The sequence below is a fragment of the Ancylobacter terrae genome (genome assembly GCF_045108345.1).
Classification (GTDB): domain Bacteria; phylum Pseudomonadota; class Alphaproteobacteria; order Rhizobiales; family Xanthobacteraceae; genus Ancylobacter.
Genome location: NZ_JBJGXH010000007.1, coordinates 17,301 through 37,837, shown reverse-complemented (window position 1 = coordinate 37,837; position 20,537 = coordinate 17,301). Strand labels below are relative to the sequence as shown.

The window sequence follows — 20,537 nt, the reverse complement described above, 5'->3', positions numbered from 1 at the left end:
GTCTCGACATGGGCGGAGGCGGCGCAGATCACGCTGTGGTAGGACTGGCACAGCGAGGCCAGCGCCAGCGAATTGGCGGCCGTGCCGTTGAAGACGAAGAACACGTCGCAATCGACCGCGAAAAGCGCGCGGAAGGCGTTCGAGGCGCGCTCGGTCCAGGCGTCGTCGCCATAGGCCACCGCCGAGCCGCTATTGGCCCGCGCCATCGCCGCCCAGGCTTCCGGACAGATGCCGGCATAATTGTCGCTGGCGAATTGCTGCGGTGACGGCGCCATGCCCTCTCCCTTCTTTCACTGCGGCCGTGGGCTGCGCCGGGCGCTCAGCCGGCCAGATCGCCGATCACGCGCACCCGCACGCGCAACGGATCGCCGGGGATGTAGGACATCGGCGTGTCCTCCATGTCGAGCACGTCGAGCGTCTCCTCCGCCGCCCCGGCCGCGACGGCCTGCGCCCGCGCCGCCGCGAGCGTCTGCGCGATCGCCTGGTCGCGCGGCACGCCGTAGAAGATCCGTTCGCTCTCGCCGCTGACCTGCGACATCGCCGCGCCGACGGCATTGGCGACACCGGCATGCTCGACCTTGATCACGCTCGACACCCCCGGAAGGCTGTCCGGCACGAGGAAGGCGCCACCGCCCACGGCGATGACCGGCAGGTCGCCGGCGCTGGTCTTCATCCGGTCGACGAGCTGGGCGAGGCGGCGCGTGATCCACTCGCGCGCCGCATCGGTCAGCGTGTCGGGCACCTGTGCGAGACGGGCGGCGTCGCCGAGCTCGATCAGGCCGAGCCTCACGCCGACATCGGTCAGGGTGAGCGTGTCGCCGCCGGCGACGCGCGCCTTCTCCAGCAGCCGGAAGCCGACGCTGTCCGGCCCGATGGCGAAGGGGTCGTCGCGCACTACCGTGCCGCCGCCGAGCGCGACCGCGACCACGTCGGGCATGCGGAAGTAGGTGCGGACACCGCCGATGTCGACCTGGGTGTTGGCCTGGCGCGGGAAGCCGGCGCGCAGCATGCCCGCGTCCGTCGTGGTGCCGCCGACGTCGAGCACGACGGCATCGGCGAGCCCGGAGAGCAGATGCGCGCCGCGCATGCTGTTGGTCGGGCCCGAGGCGAAGCACAGCACCGGGAAGCGCTCGGCCTCCTCCGCCCGCATCACCGTGCCGTCGTTCTGCGTGAGGTAGAGCGGACCGGTAAGCCCGGATTCGGCGATGGCCTGGCGGAAGGCGGCGACGGTCTGTCGGGCGAGCCCGTGCAGAGCGCTGTTGAGGATGGTGGCATTCTCGCGCTCGATCAGGCCGATGCGGCCGAGATCGCTGGAGAGCGTGACGGTGACGTCCGGGGCGACCTCGGCGAGGATCGCCGCGGCCTCCGTCTCGCAGTCGGCGATGAGGGGCGAGAACACGGCGGTGATCGCCGCGGCGGTGACGCCGCTGTCGCGGATCGCCGCGGCGACGCGGCGCATATGGGCGCGGTCGAAGGCGACGATGGGCCGCCCGTCGAACTCGTGGCCGCCTTCGATCAGAAAGACCGGCCCGGCCACCGCGCGACGCAGATCCTTCGGCCAGTTGGCCATCGGCTCGATCGACGAGGCGGCCGGCAGGCCGATACGGATCACCGCGACCCGGGACAGGCTCCGCCGCTCGATCACCGCATTGGTGAAATGGGTGGTGCCGATCATCACGGCGCGCACGTCCGGCCGCGATCCGTCGTCACTCGCCAGCACGTGGGCCAGCGCCTTGCGGACGCCGGTGGTGACATCCGCCGTGGTCGGGGTCTTGATCGAGCGCAGGATGGTGCTGCCGTCCAGCAGCACCGCATCCGTATTGGTGCCGCCCACATCGATGCCGATGCGCTTCATGGGGTCAGCTCCTCGAACGGGCGGTAATCGAAGTCGTAGCCGAAGGCGCGGGGACCCACGACCTTCAACCCGTCGGGGCTTCGCATGATCGGATCGGCGGCCAGCACGACCACCGCCACGCGCTGGCCGTAGCGGATCACCTCGGCGCCGATCGCCTCGGCGCTTTCCTCGTCGAGCACGGTGATGAGGTCGGGCACCGAGGCCACCAGCGCGCCATCGCGCCGGGCGACGGAGAACTCGTTCTGGAAATCGATGACCAGTTCGCGCCCCTCATCGGCGCCGCTGCCCGCGAGCCGGACCGCGCCGCGTACGAAGCCGCCCTCGGTGCGGCGGGAGACGTCCTCCACCTTGCCGGTGAAGGCGAGCCGGGCATCGGCGCCCCCGACCAGCGCCGCCACCGGATCGGCGCCCGAGGCCTTCGCGCCCTGGATCGTGCGGCCGATGGAAATGGCGCGCGAGACCGAGCGCAGGATCGCGTGCGCCTTCACCTCGGCGCCCGAGCGCGGCGCCGTGCAGGTGCCGGCGATGGAGCCGAGCTCGACGACGATGCGCCGGCCGATCCGCTCGACTCGGGTGGCGTTTTCGGCACGGGGGATCAGGATCTCGTTGTCGCGGATGTCGGCAATGGCGAAGGGCGCCACCTCCAGCCCACGGATGGCGAAGCTCGCCATCTGCGCCTCAGGGAAGGCACGGCCCATCGTGTCGGCGTCGACCACCGGCAGGCCGAGTTCCATGCCCACCAGCATGGCGAAGAAGGCGTTCTCGCCGCCGATCTCGATCGACATGATGGCGTCGAACGGCGCGCCGGTGTGGGCTTCCATCCGCCGCACGGCGCGGCAGATCGATTGCGGCTCCGGCAGCCGCTCCTTGGTCACCAGCGGCGCGCCCATGATGCACACCACCGCGACGCGGGCCTCATCGGCCAGTTCGTCCGGATCGATGAGGCGGATGCGCCGGCCGCGCCGGTACTCCGCCTGCGCGCAGATGAGTTCGAGATGGGGGTGGTTGCCCCCGCCGGTGCCGAGCACGCCCGCGCCGATGGCGAGCGCCTCCAGTTCGTCATAGTCGAGTTCGCGCATGAAACTGTGGCCCTTGAAGGGGATCAGGCGTCGACCAGCCAGACGGACTGGCTCGGCCATGAGAAGACGGCGTCGGCGCCACGCTCGGGCGCGGGCAGCGCGGCGCTCTGATGCGCGGTGATGCGGCGCCCGTCCGGTAGATGCCCGACGATCTGCTGCGCCGCGCCGGAGAACATGACCTCGTCGACATAGGCTGTGAGGCGGCAGTCGTGCCCGTCGGGCGCAGCCGCACCCACCGCGATCGTCTCGGGACGCACGACCAGCGCGACGCGCGCGCCCACCGCCCGTCCGCCACGCTGGGTCGGCGAGAGCGCGACCCGAGCCGGCAGCCCGTCCGCCTCCACCACGCCATCGGGACGCAGCCATCCCTCGATCAGGTTGGCGTTGCCGACGAAATCCGCGACGAAACGCGTCGCCGGGCGGCGGTAGAGGTTCTCCGGCGTGTCGAACTGCTCCAGCGCGCCGCCGTTCATCACCGCGATGGCATCGGAGAGGGTCAACGCCTCCTCCTGGTCGTGGGTGACGGCGACGAAGGTCAGGCCGAGCTCGCGGTGGATGGTCTTCAGCTCCGCCTGCATCTGCTTGCGCAGCTTGAGGTCGAGCGCGCCGAGCGGCTCGTCGAGCAGCAGCACCGCCGGGCGCACGATCAGCGCGCGGCCGAGCGCGACGCGCTGGGCCTGGCCGCCGGAGATCTGGCTCACCCGCCGCTCGCCGAAGCCCTTCAGGTTGACCAGCTCCAGCATCGCCTCGACGCGCCGGGCGATCTCGGCCTTCGCCACCCTGCGCATGCGCAGGCCGAAGGCGAGGTTCTGCGCCACCGTGCGGTGCGGAAACAGCGCATAGTCCTGGAACACCATGGCGGTGTCGCGCTCATAGGGCGCCGCACCGACCACCGACACGCCGTCGATCAGCACATCGCCGGAGCTCGGCGTGACGAAGCCGGAGATCATGCGCAGCAGCGTGGACTTGCCGCAGCCGGACGGGCCGAGGATGGTGACGAACGCGCCGCGCGGGATCGTCATGGTCACGTCGCGCACGGCGGCCGAGGTGCCGTAGACCTTGCCGACGGCCCGCAGTTCGACGGCGTTGGGGGAAAGCTCGGTCATCGGTTCACGGCTCGCTTTCGCGCCGGCTCTGGCCGAGGATCCAGATCTGGGCGGAGACGCTGACGGCGAGCGTCACCAGGATCACCACGGCGGAGAGCGCGTAGATCTTGGGGGAAATGACCTGCCGCAGCGAGGTCCAGATGGCGATGGGCAGCGTTTCGGTGAAGCCGGCCAGGAACCACGCCACGACGAACTCGCCGAAGGCATCGGTGAAGGCGAGCAGCAGCACGGCGATGAGCGCGGGGGCGACCAGCGGCAGGATCACCTCGCGAAAGGTGACGAACTCGTTCGCCCCGAGATTCATCGCCGCCTCGATGTAGCTGCGGCGGAAGCCGAGGAAGCGCGAATAGAGCATCAGCGTCGCGTAGCTCGACGTCATCGTCGTATGGGCGAGGACGATCGCCGGCTGGCCGATGAGATCGGGCGCGGCGCGGAACAGCACGATCAGGCCGAGGCCGAGGACCAGCTGCGGCAGCACCACCGGCCCCAGCACGAGGCACAGCAGAGCCGACTTCATCCGCACCGGCCGCCACGCCAGCACCATCGCGGCCGGCATGGCGAGGGCGGTGGAGAGCACCGCCGCCAGCAGGGCGAGGCGGATGCTGGTGAGCAGCGAGCCGACGAGGCGCGCATCGCCGAGGCTCGCCGCGAACCAGCCCGTCGTGAAGCCTTCGAGCGGCAGGCCCGGGATCGACTTCGCATCGAAGGCGAACAGCACGATCACCACGATCGGCAGATAGAGGAAGGCGTAGAGCAGCACCGAATAGGCCGGCAGCGCCCAGCCGAGGGAGAGGCGGTTCATGATCCCGCCTCCCCGCTGGCGCGCCGGATCCATTTCATCGACAGCGCCAGTGATATGAAGACCAGCACCAGCAGCACGACGGCCATCGCCGCGCCGCTCGGCCAATCGAGCCGGCGCTGGAATTCGTCCTGGATCACCTGCGAGAACATCAGCTGCTTGCCGCCCCCCAGCAGCGCCGGGGTGACGAACTCGCCGAGCCCGAAGACGAAGCAGAACACCGCACCAACCACGAGGCCCGGCGCCGACAATGGCAGGATCACCTCCCAGAAGGTCCTGATAGGGCTGGCGTTGAGGTCCATCGCCGCGTCGATCCAGCTGTCGTGGATGTTGCTGATGGCGGCGTAGAGCGGCAGCACATAGAGCGGCAGGTAAGCGTAGATCAGCCCGATCGCCGTGGAGATCGGCGAATAGAGCAGGAAGCTCAGCGGCTGGTCGGTGAGGCCGAGCGCCATCACCGTCTGGTTGATCACGCCCCGCTCGCCGAGCAGCAGCCGCCACGCGGCCACCCGCATCACGATGCTGACCCAGAACGGCGCGATCACCGCCACCAGCAGCAGCCCGCGCCAGCGCCCGGCCTTCTTGGCGATGAAATAGGCCACGGGATAGGCGAGGATCGCGCAGGCGATGGTGACGAAGGCCGCCGTCTGCACCGAGAGCAGCAGGGCGCGCCAGATCGCCGGCCGCGCAAAGATGGCAGCGTAATTGTCGAGGGTGAAATCGGGAACCAGCCGGTAGTTCTTCGTGCGCCAGAAGCTCAACCCGAGGATCAGCGCCACCGGCAGCACGAAGAACACCACCTGCCACAGCACCAGCGGCAGCAGCCCGGCGGTGGGCAGCAGCGCCGCCAGCGTGCGCCGCCCTCGTGCGGTGCCGGACCCCGCCATCACGCGAACGCGTATTCGCCGCGGGCGAAGGCCGGCGTCGGATAGGCGAGCTTCGAGGGCTTCAGCCCCGTCGCGACCATGGCGCGGGCGAAATGCAGCGCCACCTTGCCGGGGTCGATCACCGGAATCGAGACTCCGAAATGGCGGTGCAGCGCCTCTTCCACCGCCTGCGCCATGTCGAAGCCGGTGCCGGTGCAGCCCATCACGAACGCCTCCGCGCCATCGCGCTCCACCGCGTCGATGCTCTCGGCGATGATATGGTCGAGGCAGGTCTCGTCCAGCGCCAGCACGCTCGCCCCCGCCGCCCGCACCGAGGCGAGGCTGCGCTCCAGCCCGTAGCGCGCCACCACGCGCCGGATCAGCGGAAACAGCGGCTTCTCGGTGATGAAGACGGTGAAACGGCCGGCGAGCATCGCCGCCATGTGCAGCGCCGCCTCACCCTCGCCGACGATCGGGATCGAGACCAGTTCGCGCGCACCCGACAGGCCGGGATCGGTGAAGCAGGCGATGGTGCAGGCATCGACCCCGTCCGCCTCGGCCTCGCGGGCGAGCCGCATCACTTCCGGCGCGGCGAGCGCGGAATCGAACTCCGCCTCGATCGAGTTGGTGCCGCGCTTCAGCGGCACGGCGGAAATCTCGACGCCCTCCCCGGCGAAGGAGCGGTACTCGGCCTCGGCCTTTCCCACCAGTTCCTTCGACTCCAGTACCGGGACGATCACGCGGATATGCATGGGACGCGCGCCTCAGCCCATCTTGAAGGTCTGCCAGGCATCGGCCCAGGCGTTCTCGTCGACGGGGGCGAGGCTCATCTGGCAGTTGGCGACCCATTCCTCCATCTTGTCGAGGCCGAGCGCCTTCACCTGTTCGGCGGTGAGCAGGTCCTTCACCCGGGCGTTGGTGACGGCGAACTTGTCGGCGCCCCACGCCATCTGCTTCATCGCCTTGGCGCTGGTCATGTAGTCGAGATAGGCCATGGCCGAGGCGAGGTGCTCGGTGCCGCGCACGATCTGCAGCGTCTCCATCCACATGGCGCCGCCCTGCTTTGGAATGGAGAGGTCGACATTGGCACCGGCGAGGCGGGCGGTGGTGCGCACGTTATCGCTGGAGGAGCCCCACACCATCCAGGCCTCGCGGTTCACGAGGTCGGACTTCACCGTGCCCATGTCGGCCTGCAGCGCCCGCATGTTGGGGCGGAAGGCGATCATCCGGTCGAGGATCTGCTGCAGCGCCGCGCCGGTGGCTTCCTCGGGCTTGGCCTGGCCGAGCCACTTGCCGGTCATCCACAGATAGAGCTCCGGCCAGTCGATGATCTCGACCCGTCCCTTGAGCGAAGGGTCCCAGGCGAGATTGGCGTCGGCCGCCGCGGCGGCGGAGATCTTGTCGGGCCAGTAGACGAACCCGTTCACGCCGAAGCGGGTCGGGATCGAATAGACCTTGCCGTCATAGATGGTCTCGGGCCGGTTGCGGAAAGCGGGCAGCGTCTCCTCGAGCGAGGGCAGCTTGGCGGTGTCGATCGGCAGCGTCAGGCCGGCAGCGGCGAACTTGGAGGTCCACACCGCGTCCGGGTTGATGACGTCGAACTTGGTGGTGCCGGCCTGCACCAGGCTGAGCTGGGCGCCGTTGCTCTCGGCTTCCTTGATGTTGAGCTCGACGCCGGTCAGCTCGGTGAAGCCGCGCATCAGGTCGGGATCGTTGTAGCCGGCCCAGGCCAGCACGTTCAGCGGGCCGGTCAGCTTGGCGTCCCCGGCATAGGCGGGCCTGCTGAAATCGACCTGCGACGCGACGGTCGCGAACATCGCCGCCTGTGCGCCCAAGCGCAGCACATCGCGGCGGCTGGGTGAAAACGGGGTGAACACGCGAGACCCGGACATGCGACCATTCCCTCTTGGTGCGGCGGATAACTACCCCGCGATTTATGGCCGATGTATAAGGCTCCAGGCGGCGGGTCTTGAATGGTGACCGCAGTCACCGGTGCGCGGCGCGCCGGCGCGACACGGGCATGTTTCTTGCTTTTGGGGATCAGGCGAAACCACAGGAAGCAGGCCCCATGGGTCGTCACGAACGGGTTCACGATCTTCCGGCCGGCTTCGGCAAGGATCTGGCGCGCGTGCTGTCGCGGGTCGGCCGCGACGACTTCTACGAGACCGTGATCGACGCCGTCGCCCCGCTGATCCCCTGCGATTTCTGGATCATGGCGCGCTACGAGACGGCGGCGAAGCCCCGCATCATCTCCGATTCTGGCATGACGCCGCGCGCCCGCTCCGCCTATAGCGACAAGCTCTGGCCGCTGGATCCGCTGGCGCGCACGCCGCTGGCGGGCGAGGGCCACCGGGCCATCAGCCTGCGCACGCTCTGCGCCGACGGTCCGCTCGACCGCAGCTATGCCCGCTATCTCGCCGTCGATCTCGGCATCGTCGACGAACTGGCGCTGCTGCTGCCGCTGAACGAGCGCAGCTTCCTCGCGCTCTGCCTCGACCGGCATCGCGAAGCTTTCGACGAGGGCGAACTGCGGCTCGCCTCCGAGATGCTCGACCTGCTGCTCGAAATGCACCGCCAGCATGTCACCCGCACGGTGGAGCGGCAGGTGGCCTATACGTCGGGCCTCTCCGGCGGCTCGATGGCAGAAATCCTCATCCTCACCGCGGACGGCGCCTGCCTGTTCCAGTCCGAGGGCTGGCCGGAGGCGGCGCGGCAGGCCTTCGATCGCGCCGCCCTGCCCGCCCACCTCGCCTCGGCCGATCGCCGCGTCATCCCCGCCAATGGCGGCTGGTGCCTGTTCCGGCCGGCGTGCGAGGCGACCGACGCCCTGCTGCACGATGCGCAGGTCTTCGTGCTGCGCAGGGAAGCGCAGGATTTCGGCAGCCGCCTCGACCGGCTCGCCCGGCTCTACGGGCTGACCGAGCGGCAGAAGCAGATCGTGCGGCTCTCCTTCGAGGGCCACCACAACGCCTCGATCGCCCGCCAGCTCGCCATTTCCGTCGGCGGGGTGAAAAACCACAAGCTGCGCATCTACGACAAGCTCGACATCACCAGCGAGCGCGAACTGCTGCCCGCCTTCCTGATGAGCCTGTGACCGGGACGCCCCGCCCGCTGGCGAGGCGCGACACCGGCCGGGCCGGCAGGCGGAACCGGCGTCCTTGCATCCCCGGACCCGTCCGCTGATCGCCTCATCCCGTCGCCCACTGGGGCGGCGCGTCGAGCGTTATTGACGGGCGCCGGTCAGGATCTCCATGCGCATGACCTTCACCCCGCCCTCGGCAAGCGCCGGCAGCCTGGCGAACCATTCCTGCACATAGGGCATCGCGTTATGGGCGTCGAAGTCGGCCCGATCGGCGAAGATTTCATATAAGATGAAGTGTCCGGGCGTCTCGCGGCTTTCCTGGAGGAAGTAGACGAGGTTCTTGGGATCGCTGCGGACGAGCGCGACGAGAGGCAGCGTCGCGGCCCGTAGTTCGTCCTCCTTGCCGGGTCTCGCCCGAACTTCGGCGATGATGGAATAGGCCCCCGCGGGAATCCCCGAATAGCCTCGTCCCGGCCCCTCCTGCGCCAGCGCCGACGTCGCGTCCGTGCGCCACGCAAGGGCCGCCAACAGGACCAGCGTCCCCCCTCGCCACATATTCCTGGTCATGCGTCGTCTCCTCCGTTCGCGGCAGTGCGAAGCCTGTCAGCCGCCCTTGGCACCGACGAGCCGCCGGCGCGCGGCGAGCGCGTCGTCGAATGTCTTCTTCACGGGCCCGAGCGCCTGGACGAACTCGAGTTGCTCACCTTCGCAACCCTTGCAGTAGATGAGGGTCCAGCCGTTCGATTGTCCCTCGGTGATCGGGTTTGAATTGGACTGCCGCGGCGCGGAGAGGCGTTCCGGCTCGGTGCGCACCGTGACCACGCGGTTGGCGCGCACCTGCGTCATGCCCCGGCGTGCCGACTCCGTCTCCAGATCGTGGATGAACGTGTTGAAGTCGACGTCGTCGCGAATGTGGAAGCAGATGTGCATCATCCGCGGGAACGCGGGGCTCATAGGGTCGAGGGGTTCGGCGAAGCTGTCGCCGTCGCCCATGGGCTGCGCGGCGTCGCGATACTGCAGCAGCTCGATCACTACATTGTCGAACTGCACGAACCGTACGTCGAGGCGCTGCGTCCCGCCCGCGAGGTCGGGCACGCCGATGGTGCGCGGGTTGACGCGGCGTTCGCGGGCGAGGATTTCCTGATCGGTCAGCAGCGTGTTGTGGATGCGCTCACCGTGGAAATCGCCGTCGCGCATCACCTCGGTGCCACCCAGCACCTCGGTGTAGAACTCGAAGGCGCGATCCATGTTCTGGACGGTGAGGCCAAAATGCTGCACGCCCTGAAGCCGGTCGCCGAGCGGCCGGCCATCGCGCGCGCCGGCATCGGCGTCCTGCGCCTGTGCCGGTACGGTGGCTGCGAGGCTCGCGGCCACTCCACCGATCGCGGCACCGCCGGCCGCCAGCAGCACGGCCCGGCGATCGGGATCATTCATCGGGGTCATCGTCTGGGATTCCTCGGACATCGTTCCTCCGGCCGGCGACGGCATGGCGACATTTGGATGCCGCCAATTCTTACGGAGCCCGGCGTCGCGACGCGGGTTGCGTTTGGTAAAATCCGGTGAATCGGCCTGCGGATGCCTACGGCCGATGGAGGCCCAGCGCATCGAGCAGGGATCGGGCGCGGCGCAGATCGCGCGTGCCGAAGCCTTCCGCGAAGCGGTCATAGGTCGCGGCGAGAAGGTCTCGCGCGGGCCCGCCCTCCCCCGTCCCATGGCAGTATTCGGCAAGGCTCGTCGCGGCGCGCAGCTCCCATGACAGGGCACCCTGGCGGCGCGCCGCGTCGAGCGCCTGCCGATAGCAGTCCCCGGCGGCCTGCGCTGCCGGGGCCGAGCCTTCAAGCCGCAGAAGATCGCCCCGGATGCGCAGCAGTTCCGGCAGGCCCCAGACCTCGCCGCTGGAGGCCGACAACGCGAGGGCTTGGTCGATCGCGCGGCGCGCCGCATCGACCTCGCCATGAGCGCCGAGACCCGCAGCATAGGCGCCGAGATGCACGGGGTAGCGCATGCGGAAGCCGACATCGGCAAGCTCGCCGAGCGCCTGCTGCAGCACGGTCAGCCCCGCCGCCTCGCCACGAGCCAGCAGCCACTCGCCGCGCAGGCATCGGCCCATGGCACTCCACACCGTCATGGCGTGCTCGGCCACATGGGTATCGATGCGGGCGAGAAGATGCTCGGCGGTCGCCATGTCGCCGACCAGCAGAGCAACCGGGCAGGCGGCGTGGACCATGGCATTGCAGAGCGCGAGCGCATGGTCGGCGCGCTCGGCCCCGTCGAGCTGGCGTCGGGCCATCGCGACGGCCTGGTCCGGGTAGCCCTGCAGCCACAGAACGTTGGCCAGCGTGCCCCAGGCCGCCAGACGCGGATCGAGCTGAAACCGGGCGATGTCGGAGCGGACGACGGGCGGGATGTAGCGCCCGATCATCCGTTCGAGATGGCGCCGCGCCTCGGCAGGCTCGCCGAGATAGCGCAAGGCGGTCCCCGCCTGCCGGTCGACATTGATGGAGGCGGCAAGGTCCCCCCGGTCCATGGCGACCTGACGGATCCGCTGCGCGATGGCCAGCGCCGCGCGGTGGTCGCCGGTCCAGGTGTGGAAGTCGCACAGCCCCCACAGGCACCGCAGCACATATTCAGCATCGTCCAGCCGCTCGGCGAGATGCAGCGCCCGGGCCCAGGCGGACTTCACCTCGGGCAGGGGGCCGCGCGTGTGGAGCAGGGTGGTGCCGAGCGCCATGCACAGCTTCATGTCGTCCCGCTCGCTGCGACAGTCGTCGAAGCCGCGGTCGAGCGCCCGCTTGACCGCGGCGCGACATTCCTCGACGAGGGAGAGGTGCTCCCAGAACGGGATGGCGGCGACGGTCAGCGAGACGGCGATCGGCCTGCCGCGGCCACCCGCGAAGGCCCAGCCCAGCGCACTGCGGATGTCGTCGACCCGGGGCCCGTAACGGGCGAGCCATTTCGCCGTCGGCAGCCTATCCCATTCCGCCTCGGCGTGCTCGGCGATTTGAAGGAGGTGCTCGGCATGGCGGCGGCGCAGTTCCTCCCGCTCGCCGCTCTCGTCAAGCTTGTGCAGCGCATATCGGCGGGTCGTATCGAGCAGCCGCAGGAGCGTCCCGCCCTCGCCTCGTTCGGTCGCGAGGAGCGATTTGGCGACGAGATTGGCCACGTCCGCGACGAGGTCGCCCGACTCGCGGCGGCCGTCCCCGGCGAGGGCGCAGGCCGATCTCAGGTCGAAGGCGCCCGCAAAGACCGAGAGGCGGCGCAGAACGGAGCGCTCTCCGGCGGAGAGGAGGTGGTAGCTCCAGTCCAGCGTCGCGGCGAGGGTCTCGTGCCGCCCATGGCCCGGCCGTCCCTTCAGCAGCTGGAACCGGTCGTCCAGCCGATCGAGGAGTTCGCCGGCGCCGAACGCGTCGACGCGGGTCGCAGCGAGTTCGATGGCAAGCGGGAGTCCGTCGAGGCGCCGGCAGATCGCGGCCACGGCCGCTGCGTCGGCGTCGCCCAGCGCAAAATCCCCCAGATTTCCTGCCGCACGCTCGACGAACAGCTCGACGGCGGGGAAAGCCAGGGCATCGGCCGCCGCGAGATCGCGCGACAGTGGCGGCGCCTCCAGCGGAGGAAGGCGGTACACCCGTTCGCCGGCCAGTCGAAGCGGCTCGCGGCTCGTCGCAAGGACACGCAGGCGCGCCGCGCCGGCCAGAAGCAGCTCGACGCACGACGCCACGGCGTCGGCCAGATGCTCGCAATTGTCGAGCACGAGCATGAGTTCCCGGTCACGCAGGAAGGCCTGGAGCGCCAGCGGAATGTCCGCCGAGTGCACATTCAGGTCGATCGCCGCCGCGATTGCTCCCGGCACGAAGGCGGGGCTGTCGACCCTCGCGAGGTCGATGAACCAGACGCCGTGCTCGCAGCGTGCCAGCAGTCGGTCGGCCGCGGCGAGCGCGACCCGCGTCTTGCCGATACCGCCCGGGCCGACGAGGCTCACCAGCCGTGACAGATCGAACTGATGCAGCACCGCCTCGACCGCCGCGGCGCGGCCGATCAGGCGGGTCGGCGGAACCGGCAGGTTGTGCGAACGGGCGGGCGGCTCATCCGCGCGTTCGGGGGCGCTCCCCCGCCCGAAGGCGCGGACCGGCGACACGAAGCGATAGCCGCGACCATTGACGGTAGCGATGTAGCGCGCACCGCCCGGCACGTCCCCAAGCGTGCGCCGCAAGGCGGCGATGTTGACCTTGAGATTGCTGTCCTCGACGAAGGTGTCCGGCCATGCGCGCGACACCAGTTCAGCCTTGCTCACCAGTTCGCCCGGGCGCTCGACCAGCGCCGCCAGAAGCTCCAGCGAACGGCTTCCGATGCGGACCGGCCGTTGCCCGTCCATGAGCAATTGCTGTTCCGGAACAAGGACAAAGGGACCGAAGGCATAGGACCGCGCCATCGTGGCGGGTCCTCCGGTCACCCTCGCATCACCCTTTTCCATTCTGGACGACTGCTCAAACATAAACCCGGCCGTCCGGCCGGCGACCTGCCTGCGATCGGGCCGGCGCGGAACCGATCGGCTCATCAGCTTACCCGCTTCGCCCCGATGTTATGCCGTCATCCGCACCGGCACAGCGCGCTGCTCCGGCGGCGGATCGCCATGAGTCCGGCGGCGACCACCAGGGGTCATGGCGCCGGCCATCGGACGTCACGGCGAACCCTGCCGGCCAGGAGGCGTTCGCCGGCACGGCCGGGAAGGCGCGGCGATCGCCCTGGCCTTCGGTCAACCGAACGCGGCTCTCGATACGGCGAGATGACGATCCATCAACTGCCGGGCCTGTGGCAGGTCCAGCAGCGCGTTTCCGCGACCGTCGGCGATCGCGCATCCCGGGATCTTGGCGCCCGGCTTCAACATACCCTCGCGGATCGGCGATGCCGCGAAGCGCATCCGCATGACATGGCGATTCCCCGCGACCTCGCAGCAACCGAGCGATGTCTGTCTGCCGCCGGCGTCACGCGGTCATGCCGCTATGTTTGCGCAAGATCACCGGAATGGATTTGTAGGCCGGCACGCCGCACTCGCGGTCGTAATCACCGGCCGCCACCAGGAGGTTGGCCTCCGGGTAATAGGCGCCGATCGAGCCGCGCGCGATCGAATAGGCAACGGCGGTCTGCCCCGCCAGAACCCGGCCCTTGCCGGCCACCAGGTCGACCTTGTCGCCATGGGCGAGCCCCAGCGCCGCGAGGTCGTCGGCGTTCACGAACACCACGTCGCGCCGGCCGGTGATGCCGCGATAGCGGTCGTTCAGGCCGTAGATGGTGGTGTTGTACTGGTCGTGACTGCGCAGCGTGGTGCACACCAGCGTGCCCTCGTCGCGGTCGTCATCCTCATCGGAGCCAGCCTCGAGCAGGAAGTTGGCCTTGCCGTCCGGCGTGTGCCACACCCGCTCGGTGGGCGGCAGCGGAAGGCGGAAGCCGCCCGGCTTGCGGATGCGCTCATTGTAGTTCTCGAAACCCGGGATCACCGCCTCGATCTTGTCGCGGATGCGGTCGTAGTCGAGGCTGAGGCCTTCCCAGTCCACCGGGCTGTCCGGCAGCAGGGCGCGGGCGATGCCGGCGATGATCGCCACCTCCGACAGCAGCGCTTCCGAGGCGGGATTGAGCGTGCCGCGCGAGGCGTGGACCATCGACATCGAATCCTCGACCGTCACCGCCTGGTTCTGCCCGCCCCGCAGGTCGCGTTCGGTACGCCCGAGGCAGGGCAGCACATAGCTGTGCCGGGCGGTGAGCAAGGCGGTGCGGTTCAGCTTGGTGATGATCTGCACATTGAGATCGAGCGTGCGGAAGCCGGCGAAGGCGACGTCCGGGTCCGGCATCGCCACGGCGAAATTGCCGCCGAGCCCGATGAAGGCCCGCGATGCGCCGCTGGCGATCGCCGCCAGCGCGTCCACGGCGTTGTGGCCGTGCTCGCGCGGCGAGATAATGCCGAACGCCGCGTCGAGCCGCGCCAGAAACGCTTCGGTCGGGATCTCGGTGATGCCGACCGTGCGGTCGCCCTGCACATTGGAGTGGCCGCGTAGCGGGCAGATGCCCGCGCCCGGCTTGCCCATATTGCCCCGCAGCAGCAGGAGATTGGCGATCTGGCGCACATTCTCCGTGCCGTGGCGGTGCTGGGTGATGCCCATCCCATAGCAGGCGATGACGCGCTCGGCGCTCCAGTAGACCTGCGCCATGCTTTCGATCGCGGCGCGCGTGAGGCCGGAGCGGTGCTCGATCTCCTCCCATGTCGTCGCTTCAAGGTCCGCCTTCATCCCGTCGAAGCCGGACGTGTGCTCGGCGATGAAGGCGCGATCCAGCAACCCGTCGCCACCGGTGGCGAGGTTGACGGCATCGGCCTCCAGCAGCGCCTTCATCATGCCCTTGAGCATGGCGACGTCGCCGCCGACCTTGACCTGATGATAGGCGGAGGCGAGGCGGGTGGACGAGAACGTCGCCATCTCCACCGGGTCCTGCGGGGCGGCGAAGCGCTCCAGCCCCCGCTCCTTCAACGGGTTGGCGACGATGATCGGCACGCCGCGCTTCGAGGCCGCGCGCAGGCTGGTGAGCATGCGCGGGTGATTGGTGCCCGGATTGTGCCCGATGCAGAAAATCGCGTCGGCGTGGTCGAAATCCTCCAGCGACACGGTCCCCTTGCCGATGCCGATGGACTGCGGCAGGCCGACGCTGGTCGGCTCGTGGCACATGTTCGAGCAATCCGGAAAGTTGTTGGTGCCGAACGCGCGCGCCAGAAGCTGGTACATGAAGGCCGCCTCGTTCGAGGCGCGGCCCGAGGTGTAGAATTCGGCCTTGTGGGGCGAATCGAGCGCCTCGAGCCGGGCCGCGATGCCGGTGAAGGCCTCATCCCACGGCACCGGCACGAAATGGTCACTCGCCGCATCATAGCGCAGCGGCGTGGTGAGCCGACCGGCATCCTCCAGCGCGTGGTCGCTCCAGTTCCACAGCTCGGATACCGAATGCCGGGCGAAGAAGTCCGGCGTCACCCGCTTCCACGTCGCCTCCCAGGTCACCGCCTTGGCGCCGTTCTCGCAGAACTCGAAGGAGGAGGTGTGCTTGGGGTCCGGCCAGGCGCAGCCGGGGCAATCGAACCCGTCGGGCTGGTTCATGTGGAGCAGGGCGCGCGTGTTGGACACGTCGGATTCCATCTCGTGCCGGACAGCCTGCGCCACCGCAGCCAGCGCTTCCCAGCCCCCGGCCGGACCCGAGAAGGCCTTCACGCCTTTCGGTGGAATGTTCGTCATCGCATCTCTCCTGCACGATTTTTCCCGGCCCCCTTGCGGCCCGGAGGCCGCGAGGGGGGAGGTATCTCAGCGCCGATCCGCCGTGTGAAAACCCAGAACCGACTTACCATGATATTCAAACGATCTCGAAAGTCGACGACGAATAAATGTGGGCGCGCTTCCGTGTTATCCGCGCGGCGTGGCAATTGTCGCTCCGTGGAATGGAGATTTACCATAAAATGAGCCAGTTCATGCCGGAGTGGTAGATTGACATCGTGGCGACCGCCCGGCACCTTCCCAAATGGGAAATGGACACCTTCCCTTTGGCCATGCAGATTACGTGGAGAAGCGGGTGTTCGCCCGCCAGGTGGTCCGGCGCGCGTGTGGGGATGTCGCGTTTGGTGGATGCGGGCGATGGTCTGACGCGTGCGGGCCATTCGACAGCCTGACGCAGACGACAGGATCGTCGCGGGTCGATCAGGAGGGGGTTGGGGGTGAGGTCGAAACTTGTTCTGGGCGTTCTCGGCGCCGGGGTTCCCGGTCTCGCCTGTGCCCGTGGTTTCCTGGATCCGGCCGGCCCGATCGCCTCCTCCCAGCTTGTGCATTTCGGCGTGATCAGCGCCGTGATGCTGGTGGTCATCGTGCCGATGTTCGTCGCGCTGCCGATCGTTCTGCTGCGCTACCGACGCGCGGGCAAAGGCACCTATCGGCCGGACTGGGAGTTCAGCTGGGGGCTGGAATCGCTGATCTGGGGCCTTCCGGTCGCGCTGATCGTGATACTCGGCTCGGCGCTGTGGAAGCACACGCTGGAGAACGACCCCTACCGCCCGCTGGGTCCGGATCCGCTGAACGTTCTGGTCATCGCGCTCGACTGGAAGTTCCTGTTCCTCTACCCCGAGCAGGGCGTGGCGACGCTCGATCTGCTGGCGTTGCCCGAAGGCCGCCCGGTCACGCTCAAGCTGACCAGCGGCACGGTGATGCAGTCCTTCATCGTGCCTAGCCTCGCCGGGCAGATCTACGCGATGGCCGGCATGCAGACGCAGCTCAACCTGATCGCCGACCGGACCGGCGACTTCACCGGGCGCAACACGCAGTATAACGGCCTCGGCTTCGCCCATCAGTCCTTCACCACCCGCGTGATGAGCCCGCAGGACTTCGATGGTTGGGTAGCGAGCACCCGGGCGCAGGGCGGAAACCTTGATTTCGCCGGCTATCAGGCGCTGCTCACCCCCTCCGTCCCCGAGCAGCCCGTGCTTTACGGAACCGTCACCCCCGGCCTGTTCGACCAGGTGATCGCCAGCTTCGCCCCCGGCATGGTGGCCGGGCAGGGGCATGCACACGCGCCCGCGCCGGAAGCGCCCGGGGTGACCCATTCCCACATGCCGGAGGCCGGGCAATGAACTGGGAGCTGATTTTCGGCCAGCTCAAATGGTCCTCCTTCGTTTTCGCCGGCGCGATCCTCAATCCGTCGCTGAGCGAGTTCATCGCGTCGGGGGCGGGCTCGGTCGCGGTTCTCGGCGCGATCTTCACCGTGATCCTGCTGACGGTGAAAGGCTGGTGGGTGCCGCTGTGGAGGGACTGGCTGACCAGCGTCGACCACAAGAAGGTCGGCATCATGTACATCGTCGTCGCGCTGGTCATGTTCGCCCGCGCGGTGATCGAGGCGGCGCTGATGCGCGCGCAGCAGCTCTCCGCCTATGACAGCACCGGCTTCCTGTCCGCCGACCATTTCGGGCAGTTGTTCAGCACCCACGGCACGATCATGATCTTCTTCGTGGCGATGCCGTTCATCACGGGGCTGATGAACTATGTCATGCCGCTGCAGATCGGCGCGCGGGACGTGTCGTTTCCCCTGCTGAACGCGATCTCGCTGATGCTGACCATCGCCGGCGCGGTCCTGATCATGATCTCGCTGGTGGTCGGCCGGTTCTCCACCGGCGGCTGGACCGCCTACCCGCCCTTCACCGGCATCGAGTACAGTCCGGGCGTGGGGGTGGACTACTGGATCTGGGCGGTCACGCTCGGCTCGATCGGCTCGACACTGACCGGGCTCAACTTCGCCGTGACGATCTACAAGAAGCGCTGCCCCGGCATGACGCTGTTCCGCATGCCGCTGTTCTGCTGGACGACGCTGTGCACCTCGATCCTCATGATCTTCGCCATGGCGCCGCTCACCGCCGTGACGGTCATGCTCGCCCTCGACCGCTATGCCGGCTTCCATTTCTTCACCAATGGCAGCGGCGGCAACATGATGAACTATGCCAACCTGTTCTGGCTGTTCGGGCACCCGGAAGTCTACATCCTCATCCTGCCGGCCTTCGGCGTGTGGTCGGAAGTGGCGGCCACCTTCTCCAGCAAGCGGATCTACGGCTACACTTCGCTGGTCTACGCCACCATGTGCATCGCCGTGCTGTCCTTCGCGGTGTGGCTGCACCACTTCTTCACCATGGGCCAGAGCGCCAATGTCAACGCGATCTTCGGCATCGCGACCATGGTGATCGGCGTGCCGACCGGCGTGAAGGTCTATGACTGGCTGCTGACCATGGTGGGCGGGCGCATCCGCTTCTCAACGCCGATGCTGTTCCTGATCAACTTCCTGCTGGTGTTCATCCTCGGCGGTCTCACCGGCGTGCTGCTCGCCAATCCGGGAGTCGACTTCCAGGTCCACAACACGCTGTTCCTGGTGGCGCATTTCCACAACATGATCATCCCCGGCGTGCTGTTCGGCATGTTCGCGGCGACGCAGTTCTGGTTCCCGAAGGCGTTCGGCTTCCGGCTGCACGAGGGCCTCGGCAAGGCCTCGTTCTGGTGCTTCGCGCCCGGCTTCCTGCTGGCGTTCTTCCCGCTCTACTGGCTGGGCATGATGGGCGCGACGCGGCGCACCTATATGTGGTCGAATCCCGATTACCTGCCCTGGCTGGCGCTCGCCATGGCCGGCGCCGGGCTCATCCTCGCCGGCTTCGCCTTCATGGTCGCGCAGATCGTGGTGTCGGTGCGTCGGCGCGACCAACTGGCCTGTCCGATCGGTGATCCGTGGGACGGGCGCGCGCTGGAGTGGTCGATCCCCTCCCCCGCGCCGGAGTGGAACTTCGCCGTACCGCCCGTCGTCACCTCCCGCGATGCCTTCTACGAGGCCAAGATGAGCGGGCAGGCCTATCGTTCGCCGGCGGCCTATGAGGACATCGAGGTGCCGCGCAATACGGCGACGGCGCCGCTGATCGGCCTGTTCGCCTGTGCCTGGGCGTTCGGTCTGGTGTGGCACATCTGGTGGCTGGTGGTGATCTCCTTCGTGCTGATGTGGGCGGTCGTCATCGTCCGCTCCTTCGACATGGACACGGTCGAGATCATCCCGGCCGAGCGGGTGAAGGCCGAGAACGAGGCGTTCCTGGCCGCGGCGCGGGCGGCGCCGGGCGTTTCGCGCGAGCGGGAGATGACGTCGGACAACCGCGGCAAGGCGTTTCCCGAGGGCCAGGAGGCCCGCGCCGGCGTGGTGCCGGCCCGCGGAGTGGCGGAGGTGCTGTCATGAGCATGACCGAACGCCTGCATCCGGGACTGAATCTCGGCGCCACCGATCCGAGCAGCCATGAGGCGGCCGAGGAGGTCGTGTTCGGGTTCTGGATCTTCCTGATGAGCGATCTGGTGCTGTTCGCGGTGCTGTTCGCGACCTATGCCGCCATGAGCGTGCAGGGCGTCGCCAGCGGCCCGGGACCGGCCGAGGTGTTCGACCTCACCGCCGCGTTCCTGGAGACCCTGCTGCTGCTGCTGTCCAGTTTTGCCTTCGGCTTCGCGATGCTGGCGATGAAGTACCGGGAGAATACGCGCAGCGTGCTGGCCTGGCTGCTGGTCACCGGCGTCCTCGGCGCGGCCTTCGTCGGCATGGAACTGCACGACTATTACGTCATGGCCACCCAGCATGGCGCCACGCCGCAGACCAGCGGCTTTCTCTCGGCCTATTACCTTCTGACCGGCACCCACGCGCTCCACGTTTCCTCCGGGCTGCTGTGGATGGTGATCCTGGCGGTCCAGATCGTGGTGTTCGGCCTCAACACGCCGGTGAAGCTCCGCCTGATGCGGCTCGCGCTGTTCTGGCACATGCTCGATGTGGTCTGGATCGGCATCTTCACCTTCGTCTATCTGTTCGGGGTCGTCTCATGAACGACGAAGTTCCCGCCGGCATGCCGGCCAGCGAATATGAAAGCGAATGCGGCGAGCGGCTGAGCTATCTCGTCGGCCTGTTCCTCGCCCTGGCGCTCACCGGGGCGGCGTTCACGCTGGTGTGGATGAAGCTGCTCTCGGGCGGGGCGGCGCTGGCGGCTCTCGGGCTGCTGGCCTTCATCCAGGTGATCGTGCATCTGCGCTGTTTCCTGCACATCGACCTCGCCCGGTCGCATCGCGACGACCTGAAGCTGATCCTGTTCACCGCCCTCATCCTGCTGGTGATGGTGTCGGGCACGATCTGGATCCTCTACGACCAGCATGTCCGCATGATGCCGTAACGGCGTT

18 protein-coding genes are annotated in these 20,537 nt (G+C 68.3%); 5 read left to right on the top strand and 13 right to left on the bottom strand.

Translation table 11 applies throughout. The annotated features are described in order from the left end of the window. The 8 genes from ACEUEL_RS22135 to ACEUEL_RS22100 all read right to left on the bottom strand — a co-directional run. A partial coding sequence (locus ACEUEL_RS22135) for a beta-eliminating lyase-related protein (protein ID WP_405710480.1) occupies window positions 1–275 on the bottom strand: 275 nt, incomplete at its 3' end. A gap of 44 nt (window positions 276–319) precedes the next feature. After that, window positions 320–1,855 (bottom strand): hydantoinase/oxoprolinase N-terminal domain-containing protein, encoded by a 1,536-nt coding sequence (locus ACEUEL_RS22130; RefSeq protein ID WP_405710477.1) that lies wholly within the window; start codon window positions 1,853–1,855, stop codon window positions 320–322. After that, the gene (locus tag ACEUEL_RS22125; protein WP_405710474.1) at window positions 1,852–2,994 is read right to left on the bottom strand and encodes a DUF917 domain-containing protein; all 1,143 of its coding nucleotides are present in this window, start codon (window positions 2,992–2,994) and stop codon (window positions 1,852–1,854) included. Before ACEUEL_RS22125 ends, ACEUEL_RS22130 begins: the two co-directional genes overlap by 4 nt. After that, window positions 2,958–4,040 (bottom strand): ABC transporter ATP-binding protein, encoded by a 1,083-nt coding sequence (locus ACEUEL_RS22120; protein WP_405710472.1) that lies wholly within the window; start codon window positions 4,038–4,040, stop codon window positions 2,958–2,960. Before ACEUEL_RS22120 ends, ACEUEL_RS22125 begins: the two co-directional genes overlap by 37 nt. Before the next feature lie 4 nt (window positions 4,041–4,044). Beyond that, window positions 4,045–4,842, bottom strand: coding sequence for an ABC transporter permease (locus ACEUEL_RS22115; protein WP_405710469.1), 798 nt, complete (start codon window positions 4,840–4,842; stop codon window positions 4,045–4,047). Next, window positions 4,839–5,726, bottom strand: coding sequence for an ABC transporter permease (locus ACEUEL_RS22110; protein WP_405710485.1), 888 nt, complete (start codon window positions 5,724–5,726; stop codon window positions 4,839–4,841). Before ACEUEL_RS22110 ends, ACEUEL_RS22115 begins: the two co-directional genes overlap by 4 nt. Continuing rightward, a complete protein-coding gene (locus ACEUEL_RS22105; protein WP_405710466.1) occupies window positions 5,726–6,457 on the bottom strand; it encodes an aspartate/glutamate racemase family protein in 732 nt (243 codons plus the stop codon). The genes ACEUEL_RS22110 and ACEUEL_RS22105 overlap by 1 nt, the downstream gene beginning before the upstream one ends. A gap of 12 nt (window positions 6,458–6,469) precedes the next feature. Further along, window positions 6,470–7,597, bottom strand: coding sequence for an ABC transporter substrate-binding protein (locus ACEUEL_RS22100; protein WP_405710463.1), 1,128 nt, complete (start codon window positions 7,595–7,597; stop codon window positions 6,470–6,472). Between the two features lie 176 nt (window positions 7,598–7,773). Between ACEUEL_RS22100 and ACEUEL_RS22095 the strand changes: the two genes are divergently transcribed. Further along, window positions 7,774–8,799 (top strand): helix-turn-helix transcriptional regulator, encoded by a 1,026-nt coding sequence (locus ACEUEL_RS22095; RefSeq protein WP_405710460.1) that lies wholly within the window; start codon window positions 7,774–7,776, stop codon window positions 8,797–8,799. Window positions 8,800–8,928: 129 nt separating this feature from the next. On the opposite strand, the gene ACEUEL_RS22090 is transcribed toward ACEUEL_RS22095, so the two are convergent. From ACEUEL_RS22090 to ACEUEL_RS22070, 5 genes are all read right to left on the bottom strand, one after another. Next, on the bottom strand, window positions 8,929–9,342 hold the full coding sequence (locus ACEUEL_RS22090) for a putative quinol monooxygenase (protein WP_405710482.1): 414 nt from the start codon (window positions 9,340–9,342) through the stop codon (window positions 8,929–8,931). A 48-nt stretch (window positions 9,343–9,390) separates the two neighbouring features. Further along, a complete protein-coding gene (locus ACEUEL_RS22085; RefSeq protein WP_405710458.1) occupies window positions 9,391–10,392 on the bottom strand; it encodes a VOC family protein in 1,002 nt (333 codons plus the stop codon). Further along, complete coding sequence (locus ACEUEL_RS22080; protein ID WP_405710455.1) at window positions 10,367–13,216, bottom strand: ATP-binding protein; 2,850 nt, start codon at window positions 13,214–13,216, stop codon at window positions 10,367–10,369. The genes ACEUEL_RS22085 and ACEUEL_RS22080 overlap by 26 nt, the downstream gene beginning before the upstream one ends. A gap of 324 nt (window positions 13,217–13,540) precedes the next feature. Continuing rightward, a complete protein-coding gene (locus tag ACEUEL_RS22075; protein ID WP_405710452.1) occupies window positions 13,541–13,711 on the bottom strand; it encodes a hypothetical protein in 171 nt (56 codons plus the stop codon). Window positions 13,712–13,769: 58 nt separating this feature from the next. Then, entirely contained in the window at window positions 13,770–16,055 is a 2,286-nt protein-coding gene (locus ACEUEL_RS22070) for an FdhF/YdeP family oxidoreductase (protein ID WP_405710450.1), read from the bottom strand. Between the two features lie 473 nt (window positions 16,056–16,528). Here ACEUEL_RS22070 and ACEUEL_RS22065 point away from each other — a divergent pair, with 473 nt between their 5' ends. Genes ACEUEL_RS22065 through cyoD form a run of 4 tightly spaced genes read left to right on the top strand, consistent with a single transcriptional unit; the run spans window position 16,529 to window position 20,530 of the window. Continuing rightward, window positions 16,529–17,434, top strand: a complete 906-nt coding sequence (locus ACEUEL_RS22065) for a COX aromatic rich motif-containing protein (RefSeq protein ID WP_405710447.1) — start codon at window positions 16,529–16,531, stop codon at window positions 17,432–17,434. Beyond that, on the top strand, window positions 17,431–19,560 hold the full coding sequence (locus ACEUEL_RS22060; protein ID WP_405710444.1) for a cbb3-type cytochrome c oxidase subunit I: 2,130 nt from the start codon (window positions 17,431–17,433) through the stop codon (window positions 19,558–19,560). The genes ACEUEL_RS22065 and ACEUEL_RS22060 overlap by 4 nt, the downstream gene beginning before the upstream one ends. Next, window positions 19,557–20,189 (top strand): cytochrome c oxidase subunit 3, encoded by a 633-nt coding sequence (locus ACEUEL_RS22055; RefSeq protein ID WP_405710441.1) that lies wholly within the window; start codon window positions 19,557–19,559, stop codon window positions 20,187–20,189. Before ACEUEL_RS22060 ends, ACEUEL_RS22055 begins: the two co-directional genes overlap by 4 nt. Beyond that, on the top strand, window positions 20,186–20,530 hold the full coding sequence (cyoD, locus tag ACEUEL_RS22050; protein WP_405710438.1) for a cytochrome o ubiquinol oxidase subunit IV: 345 nt from the start codon (window positions 20,186–20,188) through the stop codon (window positions 20,528–20,530). Before ACEUEL_RS22055 ends, cyoD begins: the two co-directional genes overlap by 4 nt. Window positions 20,531–20,537 lie beyond the last annotated feature (7 nt).

Excerpts from the sequence above, each read along its gene's own strand:
- ACEUEL_RS22110 (WP_405710485.1), bottom strand. The coding sequence starts at position 5,726 with ATGGCGGGGTCCGGCACCGCACGAGGGCGGCGCACGCTGGCGGCGCTG.
- ACEUEL_RS22115 (WP_405710469.1), bottom strand. The coding sequence starts at position 4,842 with ATGAACCGCCTCTCCCTCGGCTGGGCGCTGCCGGCCTATTCGGTGCTG.
- ACEUEL_RS22055 (WP_405710441.1), top strand. The coding sequence starts at position 19,557 with ATGAGCATGACCGAACGCCTGCATCCGGGACTGAATCTCGGCGCCACC.
- ACEUEL_RS22070 (WP_405710450.1), bottom strand. The coding sequence starts at position 16,055 with ATGACGAACATTCCACCGAAAGGCGTGAAGGCCTTCTCGGGTCCGGCC.
- ACEUEL_RS22095 (WP_405710460.1), top strand. The coding sequence starts at position 7,774 with ATGGGTCGTCACGAACGGGTTCACGATCTTCCGGCCGGCTTCGGCAAG.
- ACEUEL_RS22125 (WP_405710474.1), bottom strand. The coding sequence starts at position 2,994 with ATGGCCGAGCCAGTCCGTCTGGCTGGTCGACGCCTGATCCCCTTCAAG.
- cyoD (WP_405710438.1), top strand. The coding sequence starts at position 20,186 with ATGAACGACGAAGTTCCCGCCGGCATGCCGGCCAGCGAATATGAAAGC.
- ACEUEL_RS22100 (WP_405710463.1), bottom strand. The coding sequence starts at position 7,597 with ATGTCCGGGTCTCGCGTGTTCACCCCGTTTTCACCCAGCCGCCGCGAT.
- ACEUEL_RS22130 (WP_405710477.1), bottom strand. The coding sequence starts at position 1,855 with ATGAAGCGCATCGGCATCGATGTGGGCGGCACCAATACGGATGCGGTG.
- ACEUEL_RS22085 (WP_405710458.1), bottom strand. The coding sequence starts at position 10,392 with ATGCGCTGGGCCTCCATCGGCCGTAGGCATCCGCAGGCCGATTCACCG.
- ACEUEL_RS22120 (WP_405710472.1), bottom strand. The coding sequence starts at position 4,040 with ATGACCGAGCTTTCCCCCAACGCCGTCGAACTGCGGGCCGTCGGCAAG.
- ACEUEL_RS22090 (WP_405710482.1), bottom strand. The coding sequence starts at position 9,342 with ATGTGGCGAGGGGGGACGCTGGTCCTGTTGGCGGCCCTTGCGTGGCGC.
- ACEUEL_RS22075 (WP_405710452.1), bottom strand. The coding sequence starts at position 13,711 with ATGCGGATGCGCTTCGCGGCATCGCCGATCCGCGAGGGTATGTTGAAG.
- ACEUEL_RS22105 (WP_405710466.1), bottom strand. The coding sequence starts at position 6,457 with ATGCATATCCGCGTGATCGTCCCGGTACTGGAGTCGAAGGAACTGGTG.
- ACEUEL_RS22080 (WP_405710455.1), bottom strand. The coding sequence starts at position 13,216 with ATGGCGCGGTCCTATGCCTTCGGTCCCTTTGTCCTTGTTCCGGAACAG.
- ACEUEL_RS22060 (WP_405710444.1), top strand. The coding sequence starts at position 17,431 with ATGAACTGGGAGCTGATTTTCGGCCAGCTCAAATGGTCCTCCTTCGTT.